At 67.4% G+C, this 21,063-nt stretch carries 18 protein-coding genes and 1 pseudogene; 10 read left to right on the top strand and 9 right to left on the bottom strand.

Going from position 1 to position 21,063, the window contains the following annotated elements:
* Nucleotides 1-128 precede the first annotated feature (128 nt).
* Nucleotides 129-2,033 carry an ATP-binding cassette domain-containing protein gene (locus EDC29_RS06585; protein WP_132229069.1) on the bottom strand — a complete coding sequence of 635 codons (1,905 nt, stop codon included), beginning with the start codon at nt 2,031-2,033 and terminating at the stop codon, nt 129-131.
* A gap of 207 nt (nt 2,034-2,240) precedes the next feature.
* Between EDC29_RS06585 and EDC29_RS06580 the strand changes: the two genes are divergently transcribed.
* The 5 genes and pseudogenes from EDC29_RS06580 to cydX all read left to right on the top strand — a co-directional run bounded on the left by EDC29_RS06580 (nt 2,241) and on the right by cydX (nt 7,304).
* The gene (locus EDC29_RS06580) at nt 2,241-2,948 is read left to right on the top strand and encodes a Crp/Fnr family transcriptional regulator (RefSeq protein ID WP_123139425.1); all 708 of its coding nucleotides are present in this window, start codon (nt 2,241-2,243) and stop codon (nt 2,946-2,948) included.
* Between the two features lie 213 nt (nt 2,949-3,161).
* Nucleotides 3,162-3,545 (top strand): annotated as a pseudogene (locus EDC29_RS06575) (DUF6858 family protein); the annotation flags it as partial.
* Nucleotides 3,546-4,344: 799 nt separating this feature from the next.
* Nucleotides 4,345-5,949, top strand: a complete 1,605-nt coding sequence (locus tag EDC29_RS06565; protein ID WP_123139426.1) for a cytochrome ubiquinol oxidase subunit I — start codon at nt 4,345-4,347, stop codon at nt 5,947-5,949.
* Between the two features lie 14 nt (nt 5,950-5,963).
* Complete coding sequence (gene cydB / locus EDC29_RS06560; RefSeq protein ID WP_123139427.1) at nt 5,964-7,106, top strand: cytochrome d ubiquinol oxidase subunit II; 1,143 nt, start codon at nt 5,964-5,966, stop codon at nt 7,104-7,106.
* An 87-nt stretch (nt 7,107-7,193) separates the two neighbouring features.
* Nucleotides 7,194-7,304 (top strand): cytochrome bd-I oxidase subunit CydX, encoded by a 111-nt coding sequence (cydX, locus tag EDC29_RS06555; protein WP_082806015.1) that lies wholly within the window; start codon nt 7,194-7,196, stop codon nt 7,302-7,304.
* 24 nt (nt 7,305-7,328) lie between these two features.
* On the opposite strand, the gene EDC29_RS06550 is transcribed toward cydX, so the two are convergent.
* Nucleotides 7,329-8,012, bottom strand: a complete 684-nt coding sequence (locus tag EDC29_RS06550; protein WP_132229067.1) for a YiaD family glycine zipper/OmpA-like lipoprotein — start codon at nt 8,010-8,012, stop codon at nt 7,329-7,331.
* 165 nt (nt 8,013-8,177) lie between these two features.
* Here EDC29_RS06550 and EDC29_RS06545 point away from each other — a divergent pair, with 165 nt between their 5' ends.
* From EDC29_RS06545 to EDC29_RS06535, 3 genes are read left to right on the top strand one after another with little or no spacing between them, the layout of a single operon-like run.
* Nucleotides 8,178-8,762 carry a DUF2878 domain-containing protein gene (locus tag EDC29_RS06545; RefSeq protein ID WP_123139429.1) on the top strand — a complete coding sequence of 195 codons (585 nt, stop codon included), beginning with the start codon at nt 8,178-8,180 and terminating at the stop codon, nt 8,760-8,762.
* Nucleotides 8,755-9,555 carry a DUF1295 domain-containing protein gene (locus EDC29_RS06540; protein WP_132229065.1) on the top strand — a complete coding sequence of 267 codons (801 nt, stop codon included), beginning with the start codon at nt 8,755-8,757 and terminating at the stop codon, nt 9,553-9,555. The genes EDC29_RS06545 and EDC29_RS06540 overlap by 8 nt, the downstream gene beginning before the upstream one ends.
* Before the next feature lie 45 nt (nt 9,556-9,600).
* A complete protein-coding gene (locus EDC29_RS06535; RefSeq protein ID WP_123139431.1) occupies nt 9,601-10,146 on the top strand; it encodes a lipocalin family protein in 546 nt (181 codons plus the stop codon).
* A 97-nt stretch (nt 10,147-10,243) separates the two neighbouring features.
* Here the strand turns inward: EDC29_RS06535 and EDC29_RS06530 are convergent, their stop codons facing one another.
* A complete protein-coding gene (locus EDC29_RS06530; RefSeq protein WP_123143000.1) occupies nt 10,244-11,725 on the bottom strand; it encodes a BCCT family transporter in 1,482 nt (493 codons plus the stop codon).
* A 172-nt stretch (nt 11,726-11,897) separates the two neighbouring features.
* On the opposite strand from EDC29_RS06530, the gene cydD reads away from it, so the two are divergent.
* Together cydD and cydC are read left to right on the top strand one after the other, a co-directional pair.
* Nucleotides 11,898-13,682: a thiol reductant ABC exporter subunit CydD gene (gene cydD / locus EDC29_RS06525; protein ID WP_132229063.1), complete on the top strand. Its 1,785-nt coding sequence runs from the start codon at nt 11,898-11,900 to the stop codon at nt 13,680-13,682.
* Nucleotides 13,683-13,689: 7 nt separating this feature from the next.
* Nucleotides 13,690-15,426: a thiol reductant ABC exporter subunit CydC gene (gene cydC, locus EDC29_RS06520; RefSeq protein WP_132229061.1), complete on the top strand. Its 1,737-nt coding sequence runs from the start codon at nt 13,690-13,692 to the stop codon at nt 15,424-15,426.
* A 7-nt stretch (nt 15,427-15,433) separates the two neighbouring features.
* Here cydC and EDC29_RS06515 read toward each other — a convergent pair whose 3' ends face one another.
* The 6 genes from EDC29_RS06515 to miaB form a co-directional block, all read right to left on the bottom strand.
* The gene (locus EDC29_RS06515; RefSeq protein ID WP_132229059.1) at nt 15,434-15,874 is read right to left on the bottom strand and encodes a DUF2721 domain-containing protein; all 441 of its coding nucleotides are present in this window, start codon (nt 15,872-15,874) and stop codon (nt 15,434-15,436) included.
* A gap of 117 nt (nt 15,875-15,991) precedes the next feature.
* Entirely contained in the window at nt 15,992-16,882 is an 891-nt protein-coding gene (locus EDC29_RS06510) for a phosphoribulokinase (protein ID WP_123139436.1), read from the bottom strand.
* A gap of 419 nt (nt 16,883-17,301) precedes the next feature.
* Nucleotides 17,302-18,201 (bottom strand): HlyC/CorC family transporter, encoded by a 900-nt coding sequence (locus EDC29_RS06505; protein WP_123139437.1) that lies wholly within the window; start codon nt 18,199-18,201, stop codon nt 17,302-17,304.
* A gap of 6 nt (nt 18,202-18,207) precedes the next feature.
* Entirely contained in the window at nt 18,208-18,702 is a 495-nt protein-coding gene (ybeY, locus tag EDC29_RS06500; RefSeq protein WP_123139438.1) for an rRNA maturation RNase YbeY, read from the bottom strand.
* Between the two features lie 15 nt (nt 18,703-18,717).
* Nucleotides 18,718-19,704, bottom strand: a complete 987-nt coding sequence (locus EDC29_RS06495; RefSeq protein WP_123143003.1) for a PhoH family protein — start codon at nt 19,702-19,704, stop codon at nt 18,718-18,720.
* Between the two features lie 6 nt (nt 19,705-19,710).
* Nucleotides 19,711-21,042, bottom strand: coding sequence for a tRNA (N6-isopentenyl adenosine(37)-C2)-methylthiotransferase MiaB (gene miaB, locus EDC29_RS06490; protein WP_123139440.1), 1,332 nt, complete (start codon nt 21,040-21,042; stop codon nt 19,711-19,713).
* Between the last annotated feature and the right edge of the window lie 21 nt (nt 21,043-21,063).

Below are 21,063 nucleotides of genomic sequence, written 5' to 3'. Positions count from 1 at the left end.
GACAATGCTCCTGGATGCTGCGATGGACGATCACCGCGCGCCGGCGAGGCGAACCTCGCGCCCGGCGGCGGCGACCGGGATCTGCACCCGATGGTAGTCAGTCCGTCCAGCGCTGACCAGCGTCGGCGTCAACCACGCCGCGCCTCGAGCGCCTCCCAGCGGGCGAAGGCCTGCTCCAGCTCGCGCTCCACCGCCTCGAGTTCGGCGCGTGTCGTCGCCACCGCCTCGCCCGCTTCGCGATAGAACGCGGGATCGGCCATGCGCGCGTGCAGCTCGGCCTGGGCCTGCTCGAGCGACTCGATCCGCGCCGGCAACTCGGCCAGCTCGCGGGTCTCCTTGTAGCCGAGCTTGCCCCCCTCGCGCTTGGGCCGCGGCGCCGGCGCCGTCTTGGCCGGGCGGGCGCGTTCGCGCTCGGCGGCGGCCGCCTCGGCCTCGCGACGCGCCTGCTGACGCTGCCAGTCGGTATAACCGCCGACATACTCGCCGATCCGCCCATCACCCTCGAACACCAGGGTGCTGGTGACCACGTTGTCGAGCAGCGCGCGGTCGTGGCTGACCAGCAGCAGGGTGCCCTGGAAGTTCACCAGCAACTCATCGAGCAGCTCCAGGGTCTCGGCGTCGAGATCGTTGGTCGGCTCGTCGAGCACCAGCAGGTTGGCCGGTCGGGTGAACAGCTTGGCCAGCAGCAGGCGATTGCGCTCGCCGCCGGAGAGCGCCTTGACCGGCTGGCGCGCCCGCTCCGGGGTGAACAGGAAGTCCTTGAGATAGGAGAGTACGTGCAGGCTGCGGCCCTCGACCTCGATCTGATCGCTGCCCTCGGCGACGTTGTCCTGGACGCTGCGCTCGGGGTCGAGCTGGGCGCGCAGCTGATCGAAATAGGCGACCTCAAGGTTGGTGCCCAGCCGCACCCGCCCCTGCTGCGGTTCGAGCGCGCCGAGCAGCAGCTTGAGCAGGGTGCTCTTGCCGGCACCGTTGGGACCGATCACCCCGACCTTGTCGCCACGCAGGATCAGGGTGGAGAAGTCGCGGATCACCGTCTTCTCGCCCCAGGTGTGGGTGAGCCCCTCGGCCTCGACCACCAACTTGCCCGAACGCTCGCCGGCGTCGACGCGGATGCGCGCCTGCCCCTGCTGCTCGCGCCGCGCCCGGCGCGCCTCGCGCATCGCCTCGAGCGCGCGCACCCGGCCCTCGTTGCGGGTGCGCCGGGCCTTGATGCCCTGACGGATCCAGCGCTCCTCCTCGGCGAGCCGGCGATCGAACTGGGCCGCGGCCTGGGCCTCGGCGTGGAGCCGCTCCTCGCGCCGGCGCAGATAGTTGTCGTAGTCGCCCGGCCAGTCGGTGAGCTTGCCGCGATCGAGCTCGAGGATGCGGGTGGCGAGACGCTGCAGGAAGCGGCGGTCGTGGGTGATGAACAGCAACGCCCCCTGGAAGTCGACGAGGAAGGACTCGAGCCAGTCGATCGAGTCGATGTCGAGATGGTTGGTCGGCTCGTCGAGCAGCAACAGGTCGGGCTCGGTAACCAGGGCGCGGGCCAGCAGCACGCGGCGCTGCTGACCGCCGGAGAGCGCCTCGAAACGCCCCTGCGGATCGAGCCCGAGACGCGAGATGACCCGCTCGGTGCGCTGCTCGATCTCCCAGCCACCCTCGTCGTCGAGCCGCTGCTGCAGCCGTGCCAGGCGCGCCAGCTCGTCCTCGCCGGCATCGGCGCCGAGGGCGTGCGAACAGGTGAAGTACTCGCGCACCAGCTCGCCGAGCTCGCCGAGCCCGCCGGCGACCACCTCGAACACGCTCGCCTCATGACCGACCGGCAGCTCCTGGTCGAGCTTGGCGATGCGCATGCCCTGCCCCACCCGGCGCTGACCGCCATCGGGCTGGACCTCGCCGGCGACGATCCGCATCAGCGTCGACTTGCCGGCGCCATTGCGGCCGATCAGACAGACACGCTCGCCCCGCTCGATGGTGAAGGAGACACCGTCGAGCAACGGCGGCAGACCATAGGAGAGGGAAACATCATCGAGACTGAGTAGGCTCATCGGGTATCCTGGTGCGATTGCGGGAAGGGAGCGTCGGCACGGCCGATCGAAGACCCCCGAGGTTAGAGAGGGCGGACAAGGCGCGCAACAGCCGACACCGCAGCCACCAGGGCGTGAGGCTGCGCCCACGAGACGAAAACGGGGTACACTCTCATCCCTGATTCGCACGCGCGACCCGCGCCCCACCCTGGAGTTGATACCGATCCGATGGTGAAGAGCGTCACACTTCGGGATGCCTGGTCCGGAGAGGCAAACTGCCTGAACTGCTCGCTGCGAGCCTCGGTACTGTTCGCCGGGCTCGAGGAGACGGACTTCGAGCGCATCCACGACCCGATCGACCAGTTCACGCTGAAACCAGGCACCGCACTCTATCAGGCCGGCGACGGCGCCGGATTCATGTTCACGGTCCGCAGCGGGGCGCTCAAGCTGGTGCAGTATCTCCCCGACGGCAGCCAGCGCATCGTGCGCATCGTGCGCACCACCGACGTGCTCGGACTCGAGGCGCTGCTCGAGGAGAGCTATCACCACGACGCCGTCGCCCTGCAGCCGACCGAGGTCTGCCGCTTCCCGGCGCGCGCGGTGCGCGAGCTGGGGATCGAGAACCCGGCGCTGCACCGCGAGCTGATGGCGCGCTGGCAGCACGCCCTGAGCGAGGCCGACGCCTGGCTCACCGAGCTCTCGACCGGATCGGCCCGACAGCGCGTCTCGCGCCTGCTGCTGCGGCTGGTACGTGACCGCAAGACCAGCGAGTGCCAGCTGTTCAGCCGCGAGGACATGGGTGCCATGCTCGGCGTCACCACCGAGACGGCCAGCCGCACCATCGCCGAGTTCAAGCGTCAGAGCCTGCTGGTCGAGAGCGCGCCCAACACCTTCCTGCTCGACATCCCCAACCTGCGCCGTATCGCCGAGGACTGAGCCGAGTCCGCCCCGGCTCGCGGTTGACCGATTTCAATGCCCCCTCGGGGGCCGCGCCCTACCCTGCCCGCTCTGGAAGCCGAGCGCCACGACACCCACAGCCTCCGCTCTCGCGGCCCGAGCTCCCCGCAACCGGGGCCGGCTGCCCGCCGGCGGACGCGCACGGATGCAGGGCCAGACACGCGCGCGACCACCGACGGAGTTTTTGAGCGCATGAAACAGAGCCTGTACCAGGAACGGTATCCGGTCTATTGTCTCGAGATCGGTCGCGAAGAGACCAGCTACGACTCGGTCGAGGCCATCTGCGACTACTTTCGCGCCTGTATCGAGCGCTACGACTCGGCGCGCTTCATCGCCGAGTTCGACCACCACGCCCACACCAGCGCACTGCCCGAGGGCCATGTCGGCGAGGGCATCCTCGCGGCCAAGAACCTGATCTTCTGCTTCGGCATCTCGTTGCCGGACGTGCAGGTGCTGGCGGTTCGCCCGCGCTCGATCGGTATCGCCGAGACCGAGGCGGGCTTCGTCATCACCTTCATGGAGGCGCCGATGCCGGTGGCCAACGCCGCCATGGAGGACTGGGCCTGTGGACTCTGCGACAAGGCCCCCCAGCCCACGACCTGCAATCGGAGCCGAACCATGCGCATCGCCGTCACCAGCCAGAACTTCCGCACCATCACCGGACACGCCGGCAAGACCCGCCGCTTCCTCATCCTCGAGGCCAACGCCGAGGGTGCCACCGAGGTCGAGCGACTCGATCTGCCCGCGGGCATGTCGCTGCACGACTACCACGGCGACGATCACCCACTGTTCGCGCTCGGACTCGATGCGCTGCTCACCCAGGGCGCCGGACAGGGTTTCGTGCAGCGCATGTCGCGCCAGGGAGTGGTGGTCCACACCACCAGCGCCACCGACCCGATCGAAGCTGCGACCATGCTCGCAGCCGGCAAGCTGCTCCCGGCGGCACACCCGCACGAGCACTGAGCCGACCACGCCCGGCCGCCCCGCACCGGGGCGGCATCAATCCCATGAAGAAAACGAGGGGAAGACCGCCGACCGCCCTCTTGGATGACAGAGCACACCCCATTAGAAGACTTCGAAAACAACCAAAAAAGCCTTCGAAAGCAAGTGCATGAAGAAGTCTGCAGACCTCTCCAGACACCCCTTCACGCAGCGCTCCGCCCCCACTGAAGCAGCCAACGGCTAACATCCGCCTGCCCTTCGATCTTGCCGCAGGTCATTCCTCTCGCATATTCCCCGCACTAACCTGTGGCCTCAGGCGCCACCGGCGCTGGATTTTGCGCGCCACCGCCGCCATCAGGGTGGCACGTCATCGATCCAGCGCAGCGACGTCGTCGCTTCACCCTATGTTTCGGCTCCCTCTGGAGACCCGCCTATGCTCGACAGTACCATGATCGAACTCTCGCGGTGGCAGTTCGCCAGCACCGCGATGTATCACTTCCTGTTCGTCCCCCTGACCCTGGGTCTGTCCTGGATCCTGGTGATCATGGAGAGCGTCTATGTGATGACCGGTCGCGAGATCTATCGCGACATGACCAAGTTCTGGGGCAAGTTGTTCGGTATCAACTTCGCCCTCGGCGTCACCACCGGTCTGACCATGGAGTTCCAGTTCGGGACCAACTGGGCCTACTACAGCCACTATGTCGGCGACGTCTTCGGCGCACCGCTGGCGATCGAGGGGCTGATGGCCTTCTTCCTCGAGTCGACCTTCATCGGCCTGTTCTTCCTCGGCTGGGAGCGACTCTCCAAGCGCCAGCACCTCACCGTGACCTTCCTCACCGCGCTCGGCTCCAACCTCTCGGCGCTGTGGATCCTGGTGGCCAACGGCTGGATGCAGAACCCGGTCGGCGCCGAGTTCAGCTACGAGACCATGCGCATGGAGATGACCAACTTCATGGACGTGGTGCTCAACCCGGTCGCCCAGGTCAAGTTCGTGCACACCGTCGCCGCCGGCTATGTCACCGCCTCGATGTTCGTGCTCGGGATCAGTGCCTGGTACATGCTCAAGGGTCGCGACCTGGCCTTCGCCAAGCGCTCCTTCTCGGTCGCGGTCGGCTTCGGCCTGGCCTCGATCCTGTCGGTGATCCTGCTCGGTGACGAGTCGGGCTACGAGGTCGGCGACGTGCAGAAGGTCAAGCTCGCGGCGATCGAGGCCGAGTGGCACACCGAGGAGGCCCCGGCGGCCTTCACCCTCTACGGTCGACCGAGCAACGAGGACGAGGAGACGCACGACGCGGTGAAGATCCCCTGGCTGCTCGGGCTGATCGCCACCCGCTCGCTCGACCAGGAGGTCGAGGGGCTCAAGGACCTGATGCACGAGCACGAGGTGCGCATCCGCAGCGGCATGATCGCCTACGAGTACCTCGAACGACTGCGCGGCGGCGAGGACACCCCGGCCAACCGCGCGGTGTTCGAGGAACACAAGGACGATCTCGGCTACGGACTGCTGCTCAAGCCCTATACCGACAACCCCGCCGAGGCCACCGAGGCGCAGATCCAGCTCGCGGTCAAGGACTCGATCCCCGAGGTCGCACCGCTGTTCTGGAGCTTCCGCGTCATGGTCGGGGCCGGGGTGTGGATGCTGTTGCTGCTGGTGCTCGGCTTCTACTTCAACGCCAAGCGGGTGATCCAGGAGAAGCGCTGGCTGCTGCGGCTGTTCCTCTATAGCATCCCGGTGCCCTGGATCGCCGCCGAGACCGGCTGGTTCGTCGCCGAGTTCGGTCGTCAGCCCTGGGCCATCGGTGAGGTGCTGCCGACCAGCATCGCCGCCTCAAGCCTGACGGTCAACGACCTGGTGATCAGCCTCACCGGCTTCATCCTGTTCTACACCCTGCTGTTCATGATCGAGATGTTCCTGATGTTCAAGTTCGCGCGACTCGGCCCGAGCTCGCTGCACACCGGGCGCTATCACCACGAACGTCTTGCCAACCCGAGCGCGGGCATGACGCCGGCCACCGCCCCGCAGAAACAGAGCGACTGAGACGGAGGTCAGACATGATTCTCGATTACGAAGTCCTGAAATTCATCTGGTGGGTGCTGGTCGGTGTGCTGTTCATCGGCTTTGCCGTCACCGACGGCATGGACATGGGCGTCGGCGCCCTGCTGCCCTTCCTCGGCAAGAACGACAGCGAGCGGCGGGTGATCATCAACACCGTCGGCCCGCACTGGGACGGCAACCAGGTGTGGCTGATCACCGCCGGCGGCGCGATCTTCGCCGCCTGGCCGCTGGTCTATGCGACCGCCTTCTCGGGGTTCTACTTCGCCATGCTGCTGGCGCTGTTCGCGCTGTTCTTCCGCCCGGTCGGCTTCGACTACCGCAGCAAGATCGCCAACCCCCACTGGCGCAACGCCTGGGACTGGGGGTTGTTCATCGGCGGCGCGGTCCCGGCGCTGGTGTTCGGCATCGCCTTCGGCAACCTGCTCCAGGGCGTACCCTTCCATCTCGACAACCTGCTGCGCCCCTACTACACCGGCAGCTTCTTCGGCCTGCTCAACCCCTTTGCCCTGCTCGCCGGACTGGTGAGCCTGGGGATGCTGGTGATGCACGGGGCGGTCTGGCTGCAGCTGCGCACCGCCGAGCCGATCGCCGGGCGCGCCAAGCGGATGGTCAAGCTCGCCGGGCTGTTCACCATCATCGCCTTCGCCCTCGCCGGGCTGTGGCTGACGCTGGGGGTCGACGGCTATCGGGTGAGCGCGATGCCGGCGCTCGACGCCACCCCCAATCCGCTGACCAAGGATGTCGAGATCGTCCCCTACGCCTGGCTGGCCAACTATGGCGCCCACCCCTGGACGCTGGCCTTCCCGGTACTCGGGTTCGCCGGACTGGGGCTGGCGGTGCTGCTGTCGTTGCGTGACCGGCCGGGGCTCGGTCTGGTGGCCAGCAGCCTGGGGCTGACCGGGATCATCGTCACCGCCGGTGCGGCGATGTTCCCCTTCATCATGCCCTCGAGCACCAACCCCGACAGCAGCCTGATCGTCTGGGACGCGGTCTCCAGCCACCTCACCCTGACGGTGATGTTCTGGGCGGCGGTGATCTTCGTCCCGCTGATCCTGATGTACACCACCTGGACCTACGCCAAGATGTGGCGACGGGTGACGGTCGAGGAGATCGAGGCACAGGACCACCTGGCCTACTGAGCAACCGCGCGCGGTCCGACCGCGCGCACGTTACAGCCGACCCCGCCCACCGATGCCGGGCGGGGTCATACTGGGAGGATCGCATCCATGTGGTACTTTTCCTGGATCCTCGGCGTGCTGCTCGCGCTCGCCTTCGGGGTCATCAACGTGATGTGGTACGAGTCCGAGCAGTTCCGCGGCCCGGCCGACGACGACTGATCTCGCCGCCCGGGCGCGGTGCGTTCAGCCCCGCGCCTGGATCGGCACGATGGTGATCTCCACCCGCCGGTTGAGCCGGCGTCCCGCCTCGCTCGCGTTGCTCGCGATCGGCCGGTCCTGACCATACCCCCGCGCAAAGATGCGCTGCGGCATCACACCGCTACGCTCCAGATACCCCTCCACGGCGACGGCCCGACGCTCCGAGAGCGTCTGGTTATAGCTCGCCAAGCCGGTGCTGTCGGTGTGACCGGCGACCCGCAGCTCGGTCTTGCCGTAGCGACGCACGATCGCCGCGATCTTGTCCATGGTGCTGTAGAAGCCGGGCTTGATGCGATCGGAGTCGACCTCGAAGGTGGTCGCACCGGTCATCCCCACCACCAGCTGATCGCCGGGCAGCAGTTGCACCCGAATCACGCCGCGCGCGATCTCGTCGGCCAGCGCGCGCTCGAAGTCACGCCGCTGCTCCTCCATGTAGGCACCGACCATGCCGCCGGCGAGCGCGCCACCGACGGCGCCGATCAGTGCGCCACGTCCGGCGTTGCCACCGAACGAGCCGATGATCGCCCCGGCCGCGGCCCCCGTGGCGGTGCCGATCGCCGCCCCCTGGCCGGTCTCGGTCATCCCCGAGCCATCGGCGGCGCAGCCGGAGATCAGGACCGCCACCACGGCGGCGACCGCGGTACCCTTGGTAAGCGCTGTATGCTTCATCAAAACTCCTGCGTGTTGCGACGATCGGCCGATGCGGCCGGGGATGCAGATCATAGCAGCGCCGATACGCACGGGCCTCAACCGCCCCTTGTAACCCTCCCGGCCGGCATCACCTGAATCTCAAGCCGGTCTCGTTTCCGCGAACCCACAGATCGAGTCCAGTCCATGTCAGCAACCCCGTCGCTCCCCCGCATCCTCATCAACCTCGCCGCCTTTCAGGCCGGCTGGTTCGCCTGCGTGCTCGGCGCCGCGCACCAACTGCCCTGGCTCGGCGTCGGCGTGGTGGCGCTGGTCGCCGCACTGCACCTGACGACCACGCCCAACCGCGGCAGCGAGGCCCGGCTGCTGGTGCTGATCGCGGTCATGGGTGCGCTGTGGGACGGGCTGCTGGCGCGCTTCGGCTTTCTCGTCTATCCCTCGGGGATGCTGCTGCCCTGGCTCGCCCCGGTGTGGATCATCGCCATCTGGGTGGCCTTCGCCACCACCCTCAACGTCTCGCTCGCCTGGCTCCAGGGCCGCTGGTACCTGGCCTTCACCATCGGCGCCCTGGGCGCACCACTGGCCTATTACGCCGGCGCCAAGCTCGGCGGCGTGCACTTTCCCGACCCGCTGGTGGCACTGGCGGTCCTCGGCGGCGGCTGGTCGTTGCTGATGCCGGCGAGCCTGGCAATCGCCGCGCGCTTCGCCCGCACCGCCGCCGAGCGCGACACACCCGAGGGACCCATCAACAGCGAGGGCGCCGATGCCTGATCTCTTCGTCTATAGTTCGGGGTTGGCCGCCGCGCTGGTGCTCGGCATCTGCGGCTGGGGGGCGAGCGTGATCGCGCGCGACGTCAGCATCGTCGACGCGCTCTGGTCACTGTTCTTCCTGCTGATGGGGCTGGTCTACATGCTGCTCATCCCCGAGACCGGGCCGCGCGCGCTGCTGGTCTTCGTGCTGCTGACGCTGTGGGCGGTGCGACTGAGCCTGCACATCAGCCGTCGCAACCAGGGCCAGGGCGAGGACCGGCGCTATCAGGCCATCCGCGCCGACAACGACCCCGGGTTCTGGTGGAAGAGCCTCTATCTGGTGTTCGGCCTGCAGGCGATCCTCGCCTGGGTGATCTCGCTGCCGCTGCTCGGCGCCATGGCGCTGCCCGCCTCACTCGGCTGGCTCGACGCCCTGGCGCTGGCGCTGTGGTGCCTGGGCTTCGCCTTCGAGGCGCTGGCCGACCGCCAGCTCGCCGCCTTCAAGGCCCGCCCCGAGAACGCCGGGCAGGTGATGGACCGAGGGCTGTGGCGCTACAGCCGCCATCCCAACTATTTCGGCGAGGCCTGCATCTGGTGGGCCTTCTATCTCTTCGCCCTCGCCGCCGGGGCCTGGTGGGCCCTGATCGCGCCGCTGTTGATGACCTTCCTGCTGCTGCGCGTCTCCGGCGTCACCCTGCTCGAGCGCGACATCGGCGAGCGTCGTCCCGGCTACCGCGACTATGTCGCGCGCACCAACGCCTTCATCCCCGGTCCGCCGCGCCGCGTACCCAGCGGGGGTGGCGATGGGCGCTGACACCCGCACCCGAGGACCGCACCCCAACCCCGCGGATACATCATCATGAACCGCTCACTCAAATCCCTGGCCGCGCTCGCCGCGCTGCTCCTCGTCAACGCCTGCACCGAGACCGGAGGCCGTCCCATGGACACCGTCGATCAGGTCGACCTGCAACGCTTCATGGGCGACTGGTACGTCATCGCCAACATCCCGACCTTCGTCGAGAAGGGCGCGCACAACGCCATCGAGTCCTACGCGCTCAACCCCGACGGCACCATCGCCACCACCTTCACCTTCCACAAGGATGCCTTCGACGGCCCGCTCAAGACCTACAACCCCAAGGGCTTCGTGCTCGACACCACCACCAACGCACACTGGGGGATGCAGTTCATCTGGCCCTTCAAGGGTGACTTCCGCATCATCTGGCTGGCCCCGGACTACAGTGTCACCGTGATCGGCCGAGCCAAGCGCGACTATGTCTGGATCATGGCGCGCGCGCCCGAGATCGCCCCCGCCACCTATGGTGAGATCCTCACCTTCCTCGCCGGTATCGGCTACGACACCGACCGCATCCAGCGAGTGCCGCAGCAGTGGGAGACGGCGGGCTAGCTGCCATCGCCCTCGTCGCGGACATAGAGCCAGACCAGCACGCCGATGAAGGCGAACACGACCAGATTGAGCAGGGTGTCGAGCAGGTTCTCCCAGATCATCGCCGCTCCTCGCGCATCAGCGTCTTGAGCAGGGCCACCACCAACAGCGGCAGGATGAAGACGAAGGCCATGGCACCGAGCGCGATGATCGCGCGCACCGTCGCCACATCATCGGCGAGCAGCATCGCCAGCCCGAGCAGCGCCAGCAGCACCCCCCAGGCGAGCTTGACCCGCACCGGCGGGTCCTCGTCGCCGCTGGTCGAGAACATCGCCAGCACATAGGCCGCGCTCACCACGCTGGTGACCAGGAACAGAAAGGCGGCGATCATGCTCGCCGAGCCGGTCAATCCCGCCAGCGGCAGCGCCTCGAGCACGAAGAAGGTGGTGTCCTCGGGGCGCTCGCGCACCACCTCGAGCAGCGGCAGGCCCTCGCGCAACAGGGCGTAGAAGCCGGTGCCGCCGAACACCCCGAACCACAGCAGCGAGAACAGCGTCGGCACCAGCACCACGCCGAGGACGAACTCGCGGATGGTGCGCCCGCGCGAGATCCGCGCCACGAACACCCCGACGAAGGGCGCCCAGGCGATCCACCACACCATGTAATTCAGCGTCCAGCCATGGAACCAGTCCTGGAAGGCCTTGCCGAAGAACGGATAGGTGGCGAAGCCCTGCTGCACCACCCCGGAGAGATAGGCGCCCAGGGTGTCGACCACCCCGTTCATCAGATAGTGGGTCGGCCCGACCAGCAGCAGATAGACCATCAGCCCCAGGGCGATGGCCATCGCCAGGTTCGACAACCGCGCCATGCCGCGACCGAGGTCGAGCGTCAGCGGCGCCAGAAAGGCCAGACAGAGCAGACCGAAGACCAGGTATCTCACCCAGTCGCCGGTGATCCCGAACAGATGCCCCAACCCGCCCTCGACCTGGAACACCCCGATCGCCAGCGACCCGGCCAGACCGATGGCGATGGCATAGATCGCCAACAGGTCGGCGACCCAGGCCAGCGGCCCGACCCAGCGGCCGCGACGGAAGGTATAGCGGATCGGGCTGCTGACCAGCCCCGGGCGGCCCTTGCGATAGCTGAAATAGGCGATCACCAGCGCGGTGATGGCATAGATCGACCAGGCATGCAGCCCCCAGTTGAAGATCGTGGTGACCAGCGCATAGCTTGCCGCCAGGTCGGACTCGGTGCGCCCCCTCACCAACTGGTAATGGGTCAAGGGCTCGGCGGCCCCATAGAACAGCAGCCCCACGCCCATGCCGGCGGCAAACAGCATGGTGAGCCAGCTGAGGGTGGAGAACTCCGGGCGCTCGTCATCGCGCCCGAGCCGGATGGTGCCGAAGCGCGAGAACGCCAGGGCCAGCACCGTGACCACGAGCAGGCTGGTCATCAGCATGATGAACCAGGCGCGACTGCGAAACTGCTGCGCCACCTGCGCCTGCGCCAGCCGCGCCAAGCTCTCGGTGTCGAACACCCCCCAGAGCGCGACCACCGAGGTCAGCCCGAGCGCGGCGAGCAGCAATGGATTGCGCAGCATCCTCTCCCCCAATCGATGGCCTCGACCGGCCACCACGACCCCGGCGTCGAACCATCGGGGCGCGGCATCGAGCGATCGCGGCTTGTGAATTTCCGTTGCCGCCTCCCTGGCTGCTTCCGTATCCTCGTCCTCCCGACGCCAATACCAGACAGACTACCCGGAAGCTCGCACCATGTCCGTCAACGACTGGCTCAAGTCCCAGCGTCCGCTCGCCGGCCCTGCCCTCAAGGGGGCGATCGTGCTGAGCCTGATCCATGCCCTGCTGGCCGTCGCCCAGGCCTGGTTCCTCGCCCTGATCCTCGACGCGGTCATCTTCGGCGGCGCCGGACTCACCGAGGTCGGCGGCTGGCTCGGCTGGCTGCTCGCGCTGCTGGCGCTGCGCGCGCTCATCACCTGGCTCTCCGAGCGCGCCGCCTTCACCGCCGCGGCACGGGTGCGTGCCGGGCTGCGTGACCAGGTCTACCGTCATCTGCAACGGCTCGGTCCGGCCTATCTCTCCGGCACCCGCAGCGGCACCCTGGTCGAGACCCTGACCAGGGGCATCGACGACCTGGAAGGCTATTACGCCCGCTTCCTCCCGGCGATGACCCTGACCATGGTGCTGCCGCTGGCGCTGCTGATGGTGGTGCTGCCGATGGACTGGCTCTCGGCGGTGGTGATGCTGGTCACCGCGCCGATGATCCCGGTCTTCATGATCCTCATCGGCTCCGGGGCCGAGGCGCGCAACCAGCGCCAGTGGAAGCAGCTGGCGCGGATGAGCGCGCACTTCCTCGATGTCATCCAGGGCCTGACCACGCTCAAGCTGTTCGGCGCCAGCCGTCGCGAGGTCGAGGTGATCGGACGCATCTCCGACGACTACCGCGTCAGCACCATGCAGGTGCTGCGCATCGCCTTCCTCTCCTCCTCGGTGCTGGAGTTCTTCGCCACCGTCGGCATCGCCATCGTCGCGGTCTTCATCGGCTTCCGGCTCTACGACCTCGCGCTGCCGGTGCCGCACTGGCTGAGCGTGCCCGACATCGGTTTCCTCCAGGGGCTGTTCGTGCTCATGCTCGCCCCCGAGTTCTACGCCCCGCTGCGCAACATGGGCACCCAGTACCACGCCCGCATGGCCGCGGTCGCCGCCGCCGAGCAACTCATCGAGGTGCTCGACACCCCGCCGGCGATCACCCCGGGCACCGCCCGCCCGGCGCTGCCCGCGCCGCTCGGGGTCCGCTTCGAGCAGGTCGGTTTCGCCTACGAGCCCGAGCGCGAGGCGCTGCGCGCGATCGATCTCGAGATCCCGCCCGGGGCGCGCGTCGCCCTGGTCGGCACCAGCGGTGCGGGCAAGACCACGGTGATCAACCTGCTGCTCGGCTTCCTCCAGCCGACCCGCGGACGGATCCTCATCGGCGACACCGATCTCGCCACCATCGATCCGGCGCACTGGCACGCCCATCTCGCCTGGGTGCCGCAGCAGCCGCGGTTGTTCCAGGGGAGCATCGCCGACAACATCCGCCTCGGTCTCCCCGAGGCCGATCACGAGGCGATACGCCGGGCGGCGCAGCGGGCGCGCGCCGCGGACTTCATCGAGGCCCTGCCCCGCGGCTACGACCACCCGGTCGGGGAGCGCGGCGCCGGGCTCTCCGGCGGCCAGATCCAGCGTATTGCCCTGGCGCGCGCCTTCCTGCGCGACGCGCCGCTGGTGATCCTCGACGAGGCCACCGCCAACCTCGACCCCGAGAGCGAGCGGCTGGTGCAGCAGGGCATCGACGACCTCGCCCGCGACCGCACCCTGTTGGTGGTCGCCCACCGCCTGGCCACGGTACGCCGGGCCGACCGTATCCTGGTACTCGACCAGGGACGTATCGTCGAGCAGGGCGATCACCGACAGCTGATCGCCGCCAACGGGCTCTATGCGCGGATGACCGCCGCCTACGGAGACGCGCCGGCGCACGCCGGCGTCACGACAGAGGAGTGAGGCGCGGATGCGCGAACTGCTGAGACTGTGGAGGCTGTTCCGGCCCTATCGCGCCTGGATGCTGCTCGGCACCCTGGCCGCGGTGCTGACCCTGCTTGCCAACGTCACCCTGATGGCCGCCTCGGGCTGGTTCATCGCTGCGATGGCGAGCGCCGGCGCCGCCGGGGTGGCGATGAACTACTTCGCCCCGGCGGCGCTGATCCGCGGCAGCGCGATGGTCCGCACCGCCGGGCGCTACGGCGAGCGTCTGGTCAATCACGAGGCGACCTTCCGCCTGATCGCCAGCCTGCGGGTGTGGTTCTACCGTCATCTCGAACCGCTCGCCCCGGCGCGGCTGCAGCAGTATCACAGCGGCGACATCCTCAGCCGGATCCGCGCCGACATCGATGCGCTCGACAACCTCTATGTCCGGGTCCTGGTACCGGTGGTGGTGGCGCTGATCAGCGTCACCCTGTTCGTCGTCTTCCTCGCCCTCCACGACCCCGCCCTGGCGCTGCTCGGGCTCATCTTCCTGCTGCTCGCCGGGGTCGGGCTGCCGTGGTGGGCCGAGCTGCGCGGGCGCGCGCCCGGGCAGCGACTGGCCGAGCAGGAGGGCGCGCTGCGCGCCGCGGTGATCGACGGCGTACAGGGCATGGCCGAACTCACCGTCTACGGCGCCACCGAGCGTCAGGCGCAACGCATCGAGGGCTTGAGCGAGCAGTTGATCGCCGATCAGGCGCGGATCAACAGCGACCAGGGGCTGACCCAGGCGGCGATCGGGTTGTGCGCCAACCTCAACCTCTGGCTGCTGCTGTGGCTGGCGATCCCGCTGGTGCGCGCGGGCGAGCTGCCGCCGCCCGAACTGGCGATGCTCGCGCTCTTCACCCTCGCGAGCTTCGAGGCCGTCGCCCCCCTGCCCCACGCCTTCCAGCTGCTCGGGCGCTCGCTGGCCGCGGCACGACGGCTGTTCGCCATCGTCGACACCGTGCCGGCGATCCGCGAGCCGGACGGTCCGTCGCCGCGCCTGGAACAGTTCGACATCGTTTTCGAAGGGGTTGGTTTCAGCTATCCCGACGCCGAACGCGCGGCGCTCGCCGACATCGACCTGCGGGTCCCAGAGGGCACCCGCGCCGCGGTGGTCGGCGCCACCGGCTCGGGCAAGAGCACCCTGTTCAACCTGCTGCTGCGCTTCTGGTCGACCGACTGCGGCAACATCCGTGTCGGCGGCCACGACATCCGCGACATCGACAGCGAGACCCTGCGCCGTCAGATCGCCGTGGTCAGCCAGCACACCCATCTGTTCGACGCCACCATCCGCGAGAACCTGCTCGTCGCCCGTCCCGGCGCCACCCAGACCGAACTCGAGCAGGCCTGTCGGGTAGCGCAGATCCATGACTTCATCGCCGGGCTGCCGGAGGGCTACGACACCTGGGTCGGCGAGACCGGGGTGCGGCTCTCGGGCGGCCAGGGACGGCGTATCGCGGTCGCGCGCGCGCTGCTCAAGGATGCGCCCATCCTGCTGCTCGACGAGCCCACCGAGGGACTCGACGCCGCGACCGAGCGCAGCCTGATGGCCGCGCTCGACCGACTGATGCAGGGTCGTACCGTGTTGCTGATCACCCACCGCCCGGCCGGGCTCGACTGGGTCGATCAGATCCTGGTGCTCGACCAGGGCCGCGAGCGCGCCCGTGGCGACGCCTCGGTGATCCCCGAGGCCACCGCTGCGGCGCTGCTCGAGCGCGCGCCGGTGCGACACGGCGACTGATTGGCACTCAGCCGGGACGACCGAAGCGCAGCCCGGCGGTCGCCAACAGCACCTCGCGCAGGAAGCACAGCAGCGCGACGATGAAGGCGAGCATCGCGGCGATGAACAGCAGCGAGACCAGCAAGGCAGCGTCGAAGCGCAGGAAGGCGCTGAGAAAGAGGCTGACGATCACCCCGGAGATCAACAGCGCGGTCGAGGTGCAGAGCCCGATCGACAGGCTGATCAGCCGGGCGCGGCGCACCAGCACGCGCAGCTCGGCGCGGATGGCCGGTTCGTCGGCGCCATCGCCACCGAGCCTGGCCTCGACCCGGCGGGCGCGATCGACGATGCGCGAGAGCCGGTTGGTCATCACCGCCAGCATGGCACCGATGCCCGAGAGCAGGAACACCGGCGCCACGGCCAGCTCGATGACATGGGCGACGGTGGTGATCGAGGAGGTTTCAAGCATCTTCTGGAAGCCGGCTCAGGGGGCGGGAACGCAACCGGCCGGTCGCTGACGACCGGCCGGGACGGACCTCTCCAGCCGGACCGGGCGGGCGCGACAAGGCACCCGCCCGGCCCCGCCTCACACCTTGCGCGCCTCCATCATGCGCTCGATGATCGGCTGCAGGATCACCTCCATCGCCATCCCCATCTTGCCGCCCGGCACCACCATGCTGTTGCGCCGCGACATGAAGGAGTCGTGGATCATCGACAGCAGATAGGGGAAGTCAACCTCGAGCTTCTCCGGGTCCTTGAAGCGGATGATCACGAAGCTCTCGTCGGGGGTGGGGATGTCGCGGGCGATGAAGGGGTTGGAGGTATCGACCGTCGGCACCCGCTGGAAGTTGATGTCGGTGAGGGTGAACTGCGGGGTGATGTAATTGATGTAATCGGGCATCCGCCGCAGGATGGTGTCGACGATGGCCTCGGCCGAGTAGCCGCGCTCGAGATTGTCGCGATGGATCTTCTGGATCCACTCCAGATTGACGATCGGCACCACCGCCACACCGAGATCGACGTGCTGGGCGACATTGACGTCCTCGGTCACCACCAGCCCGTGCAAACCTTCATAGAACAGCAGGTCGGTCTTCTCCGGCACCGGCTCCCAGGGGGTGAACTCGCCCGGGCGCAGCTGAGTGGTGAGCCGGGTGTTGTGGAACTCGGCCTCTTCCTCGCTGTGAATGTAATAACGCTTGTTGCCGGTGCCGCTCTCGCCATAGTCGCGGAACAGCTCCTCGAGCAGGTCGAAACGGTTGGCCTCGGGACCGAAGTGACTAAGGTTGCGCCCCTGCTCGGAGGCGCGCGCCATCTCCGCCTTCATCGTGGTGCGGTCGTAACGGTGGAAGCTGTCGCCCTCGATCACCGCGGCGCTGATGCCGTCGCGATAGAAGATGTGTTCGAAGGCACGCTTGACCGTGGTGGTCCCCGCCCCCGAGGAACCGGTCACGGCAATGATCGGGTGTTTCTTCGACATGCTGATCTCCTCGTTCTCTTTTAATGTCTCTTTCGCACTTCGCCCGCTGCTCCCGCCGCGATGAGTGTGAAATGATCCTCTAATATACCACCGTCCAGAGACACCCCTTCAACAATCATCAAGATGATGAAACAAAAAGGGAATCCGAGAGAAACACGGAGTTTTTCAGGGTTGGGCCGCGACCCGATTCGAAATGAGCGGCGTATCGCCACCACACACGATCATTCGACTCGAGCCGAATAGAACGCCGGACAGGTCACGGCAACACGGATGGACGCGCGATCACTGCCGCCCTGATTTTTCAATGGTGGCACAACACGTCCGGCGCAAGATCGACACACCAATCGTTGACCCCGGAATCCGGCGGCGGTGCTGGCTGCACCGCCGCGACCAGGAACGGGACGGGGACGGTCGTGCCTTCAGTGTGGCTCGTCGGGAGACTGGGGGGCGGATCCGGGGACCTCGGGGGCATCCGGATCGATCCGCTCGACGCTGAGCAGATGGACACGACGGCTGTCGGCACGCATCACGGTGAAGCGGAAATCGTCGATACGCGCCGACTCACCACGCTTGGGCAGGTGCCCCAGGGCGTTGACCACCAGCCCACCGATGGTGTCGAACTCGTCGTCGGGGAGCGCACAGCCGAAGTACTCGTTGAAGTCCTCGATGGGGGTGCGCGCCTTGGCGCTGAACTCGTTGTGGCTGCGGCGGAAGATGCCGAAGCCTTCGTCGAAGTCGTGCTCGTCGTCGATCTCGCCGACGATCTGCTCGAGCACGTCCTCGATGGTCACCAGACCGGCGGCGCTACCGTACTCGTCGACCACGATCGCCATGTGGTTGCGACTGGTGCGGAACTCCTTGAGCAAGACGTTGAGCCGTTTGCTCTCGGGGACGAAGACCGCCGAACGCAACAGGTCACGGATGTTGAAGGCCCGGCGATGGCCGGAATCGAGACAGAAGGAGAGCAGATCCTTGGCCAGCAGGATGCCGACCACCTCGCCCTTGTCTTCACCGATGACCGGGAAGCGTGAGTGGGCGGATTTGACCGCCACCTTGAGGATCTGTTCCAGGGGATCGTCACGGCGCAGATAGACCATCTCCGCGCGTGGAATCATGATGTCGCGGACCCGCAGGTCGGAGACCTGCAATACCCCTTCGATCATGTTCAGGGCGTCCGTGTCCAGCAGCTCGCGCTGACGCGCATCCTTGAGCAACTCGACGAGTTGTTCCTTGTCTTGTGGTTCGCTCCCGAACAGCTGGCCAATCTTCTCGAACCAGCTGCGCGAATGCGAACCCTCGGTAGATCGATCGCTCGTCATGGGGGGTTATGGATCCTCCGTTGGGGGGTCGTCTTCATAGGGCGGCGGAAATCCTAACCTGCTCAGGATAGTCGTTTCCAGACCTTCCATCTCCGCCGCTTGCTCATCGGTAATATGATCGTAATCAAACAGATGCAAGACGCCATGGACCACCATGTGCGCCCAGTGGGCGATTGCCTGCTTGCCCTGCTCCAGGGCCTCGCGCTGCACCACCTCGGGACAGATCACCAGATCACCGATGTAGTCGGCCAGCGGGTCGGTGGAATCGACCCCGGGCGGCAGCTCGAAGGGAAACGAGAGTACGTTGGTCGAACGATCGACACCACGATATTGGGCATTGAGCGCTTGCGACTCGGCGGCATCGACCAGACGGATGGTGAGTTCGCAGCGGGCACGGCGATCGGCCACCGCCGCCTCCACCCAGTGCGCGAAATCGGCGTGCGCGGGCAATCCCGCTGCGGTCGTGGCGACCTGCAGGTCCAGATCCAGTTCGAGTGACATGGAGGGAGACTCCGTTCAGGCCCCCGAGCGCGAACCGGCGCTCTCGAAGGCGTCGTAGGCACCGACGATGCGCTGCACCAGGGCATGACGCACCACATCGCGCGCGCTGAAGAAGCTGAAGCTGATGCCGTCGACGTCCTTGAGGATCTCGACGGCCTGGCGCAGCCCGGAGAGCTGGCCACGCGGCAGATCGACCTGGGTCATGTCGCCGGTGATCACCGCGGTGGAACCGAAGCCGATGCGGGTGAGGAACATCTTCATCTGTTCGGGCGTGGTGTTCTGCGCCTCATCGAGGATGATGAAGGACTCGTTGAGGGTGCGCCCGCGCATATAGGCCAGCGGCGCGACCTCGATGACGTTGCGCTCGATCAGCTTGTTGACCTTCTCGAAGCCGAGCATCTCGAACAGCGCGTCATAGAGCGGGCGCAGATAGGGATCGATCTTCTGCGCCAGATCGCCGGGGAGAAACCCCAGACGCTCGCCGGCCTCGACCGCGGGGCGCACCAGCAGCACCCGGCGCACCCGGTCGGACTCCAGCGCCTCGACCGCGCAGGCCACCGCCAGATAGGTCTTGCCGGTACCGGCCGGTCCCACGCCGAAGTTGATGTCGTGGTTGAGGATGGCGTGCAGATAGGCCTGTTGGCTGGGACCGCGCCCCTTGATCAGCCCGCGCTTGGTGCGGATCACCACCTCGGGCAGCCGCGCCCCGGCCTGTTCGAGCAGGGCATCGGCGCCCGATTGCTGGAGCGCGAGATGGATCGACTCCGGGGTCAGCGTGGTCTCGGCGGCCTCGCGGTAGAGCGCCTGCAACAATTGCTCGGCGAGGCGCACGGCATCGCGCTCGCCGATCAGGCGGAAGCTCGTGCCACGGTTGCCGATCTCGATGCCGAGGCGCCGCTCGAGCTGACGCAGGTGCTGGTCGAACTGACCGCAGAGGTTGGCCAGACGGAGGTTATCCTCGGGTTCGAGTTCCAGATCGAGAGTTTCGGGTTGAGTAGACAAGCGATCCTAGACGTCCAGACGCCCACGCAGTGAATTGGGCAGGGCCTCGGTGATGATCAGGTCGACGAAGTCGCCGATCAGCGCCGGGTCCCCGGTGAAGTTGACCACCCGATTGTTCTCGGTACGGCCGGCGAGCTGGAAGGGATCCTTGCGCGAGGGTCCCTCGACCAGCACCCGCTGCACCGTGCCGACCATCTGTCGGCTGATGCGCTGGGCATTGGTGTCGATGCGCCGCTGGAGGCGCTCCAGGCGGTGTTTCTTGACCTCCAGCGGGACATCGTCCGGGTAGTCGGCCGCCGGCGTCCCGGGCCGCCGGCTGTAGATGAAGCTGTAGCTGTGGTCGAAGCCGATCTCGTCGACCAGCGCCAGGGTCGCGTCGAAGTCCGCCTCGGTCTCGCCGGGGAAGCCGACGATGAAGTCCGAGGAGATGCAGATGTCCGGGCGCACCGCGCGCAGCCGCGCGATCTTGTCGCGATACTCGCTCGCGGTATGGCCGCGCTTCATCGCCTCGAGCACCCGATCGGAGCCCGATTGCACCGGCAGGTGGAGGAAATCGACCAGCTGCGGCACCTCGGCGAAGGCCTCGATCAGCGCATCGGAGAAGGCCAGCGGGTGGCTGGTGGTGAAGCGGATGCGCTCGATGCCATCGATCGCCGCCACATAATGGACCAGCAGCGCCAGGTCGGCGCACTCACCGGCCGGCTCGTGCATCGGTCCCTGATAGGCGTTGACGTTCTGCCCCAGCAGATTGACCTCGCGCACCCCACGCTCGGCCAGCCCGGCGACCTCGGCGATCACGTCGTCGAACGGACGACTGATCTCCTCGCCGCGGGTGTAGGGCACCACGCAATAGGTACAGTACTTCGAGCACCCCTCCATCACCGAGACGAAGGCGCTCGGCCCGGAGACGCTCGGCGCCGGCAGGCGGTCGAACTTCTCGATCTCGGGGAAGGAGACATCGACCTGGGGCGGCTCACCCGCGTCCAGCGCGCGCAGCATCTGCGGCAACCGGTGCAGGGTCTGGGGGCCGAACACCAGGTCGACGAAGGGCGCACGCTCACGCAGCGCCTCGCCCTCCTGGCTGGCCACGCAGCCACCGACGCCGATCACCAGCTCGGGGCGTCGCGTCTTCCAGGGGCGCCAGCGTCCGAGCTGGGAGAAGACCTTCTCCTGCGCCTTCTCGCGGATCGAGCAGGTGTTGAGCAGCAGCACATCGGCGTCCTCGGGACGCTCGACGAGCTCCATGCCAGCGGAGACACGCAGCAGATCCGCGATGCGCGCGGAGTCGTGCTCGTTCATCTGGCAGCCGTAGGTCTGTATGTAGAGCTTGCGATGCATGGCCGTCTGTGGGTTGCGCCG

Origin of the sequence: Marichromatium gracile (assembly GCF_004343155.1) — a bacterium.
Taxonomy (GTDB): domain Bacteria; phylum Pseudomonadota; class Gammaproteobacteria; order Chromatiales; family Chromatiaceae; genus Marichromatium; species Marichromatium gracile.
The sequence above is the reverse complement of the archived record's forward strand: the minus strand, read 5'-3'. Positions and strand labels throughout refer to the sequence as shown.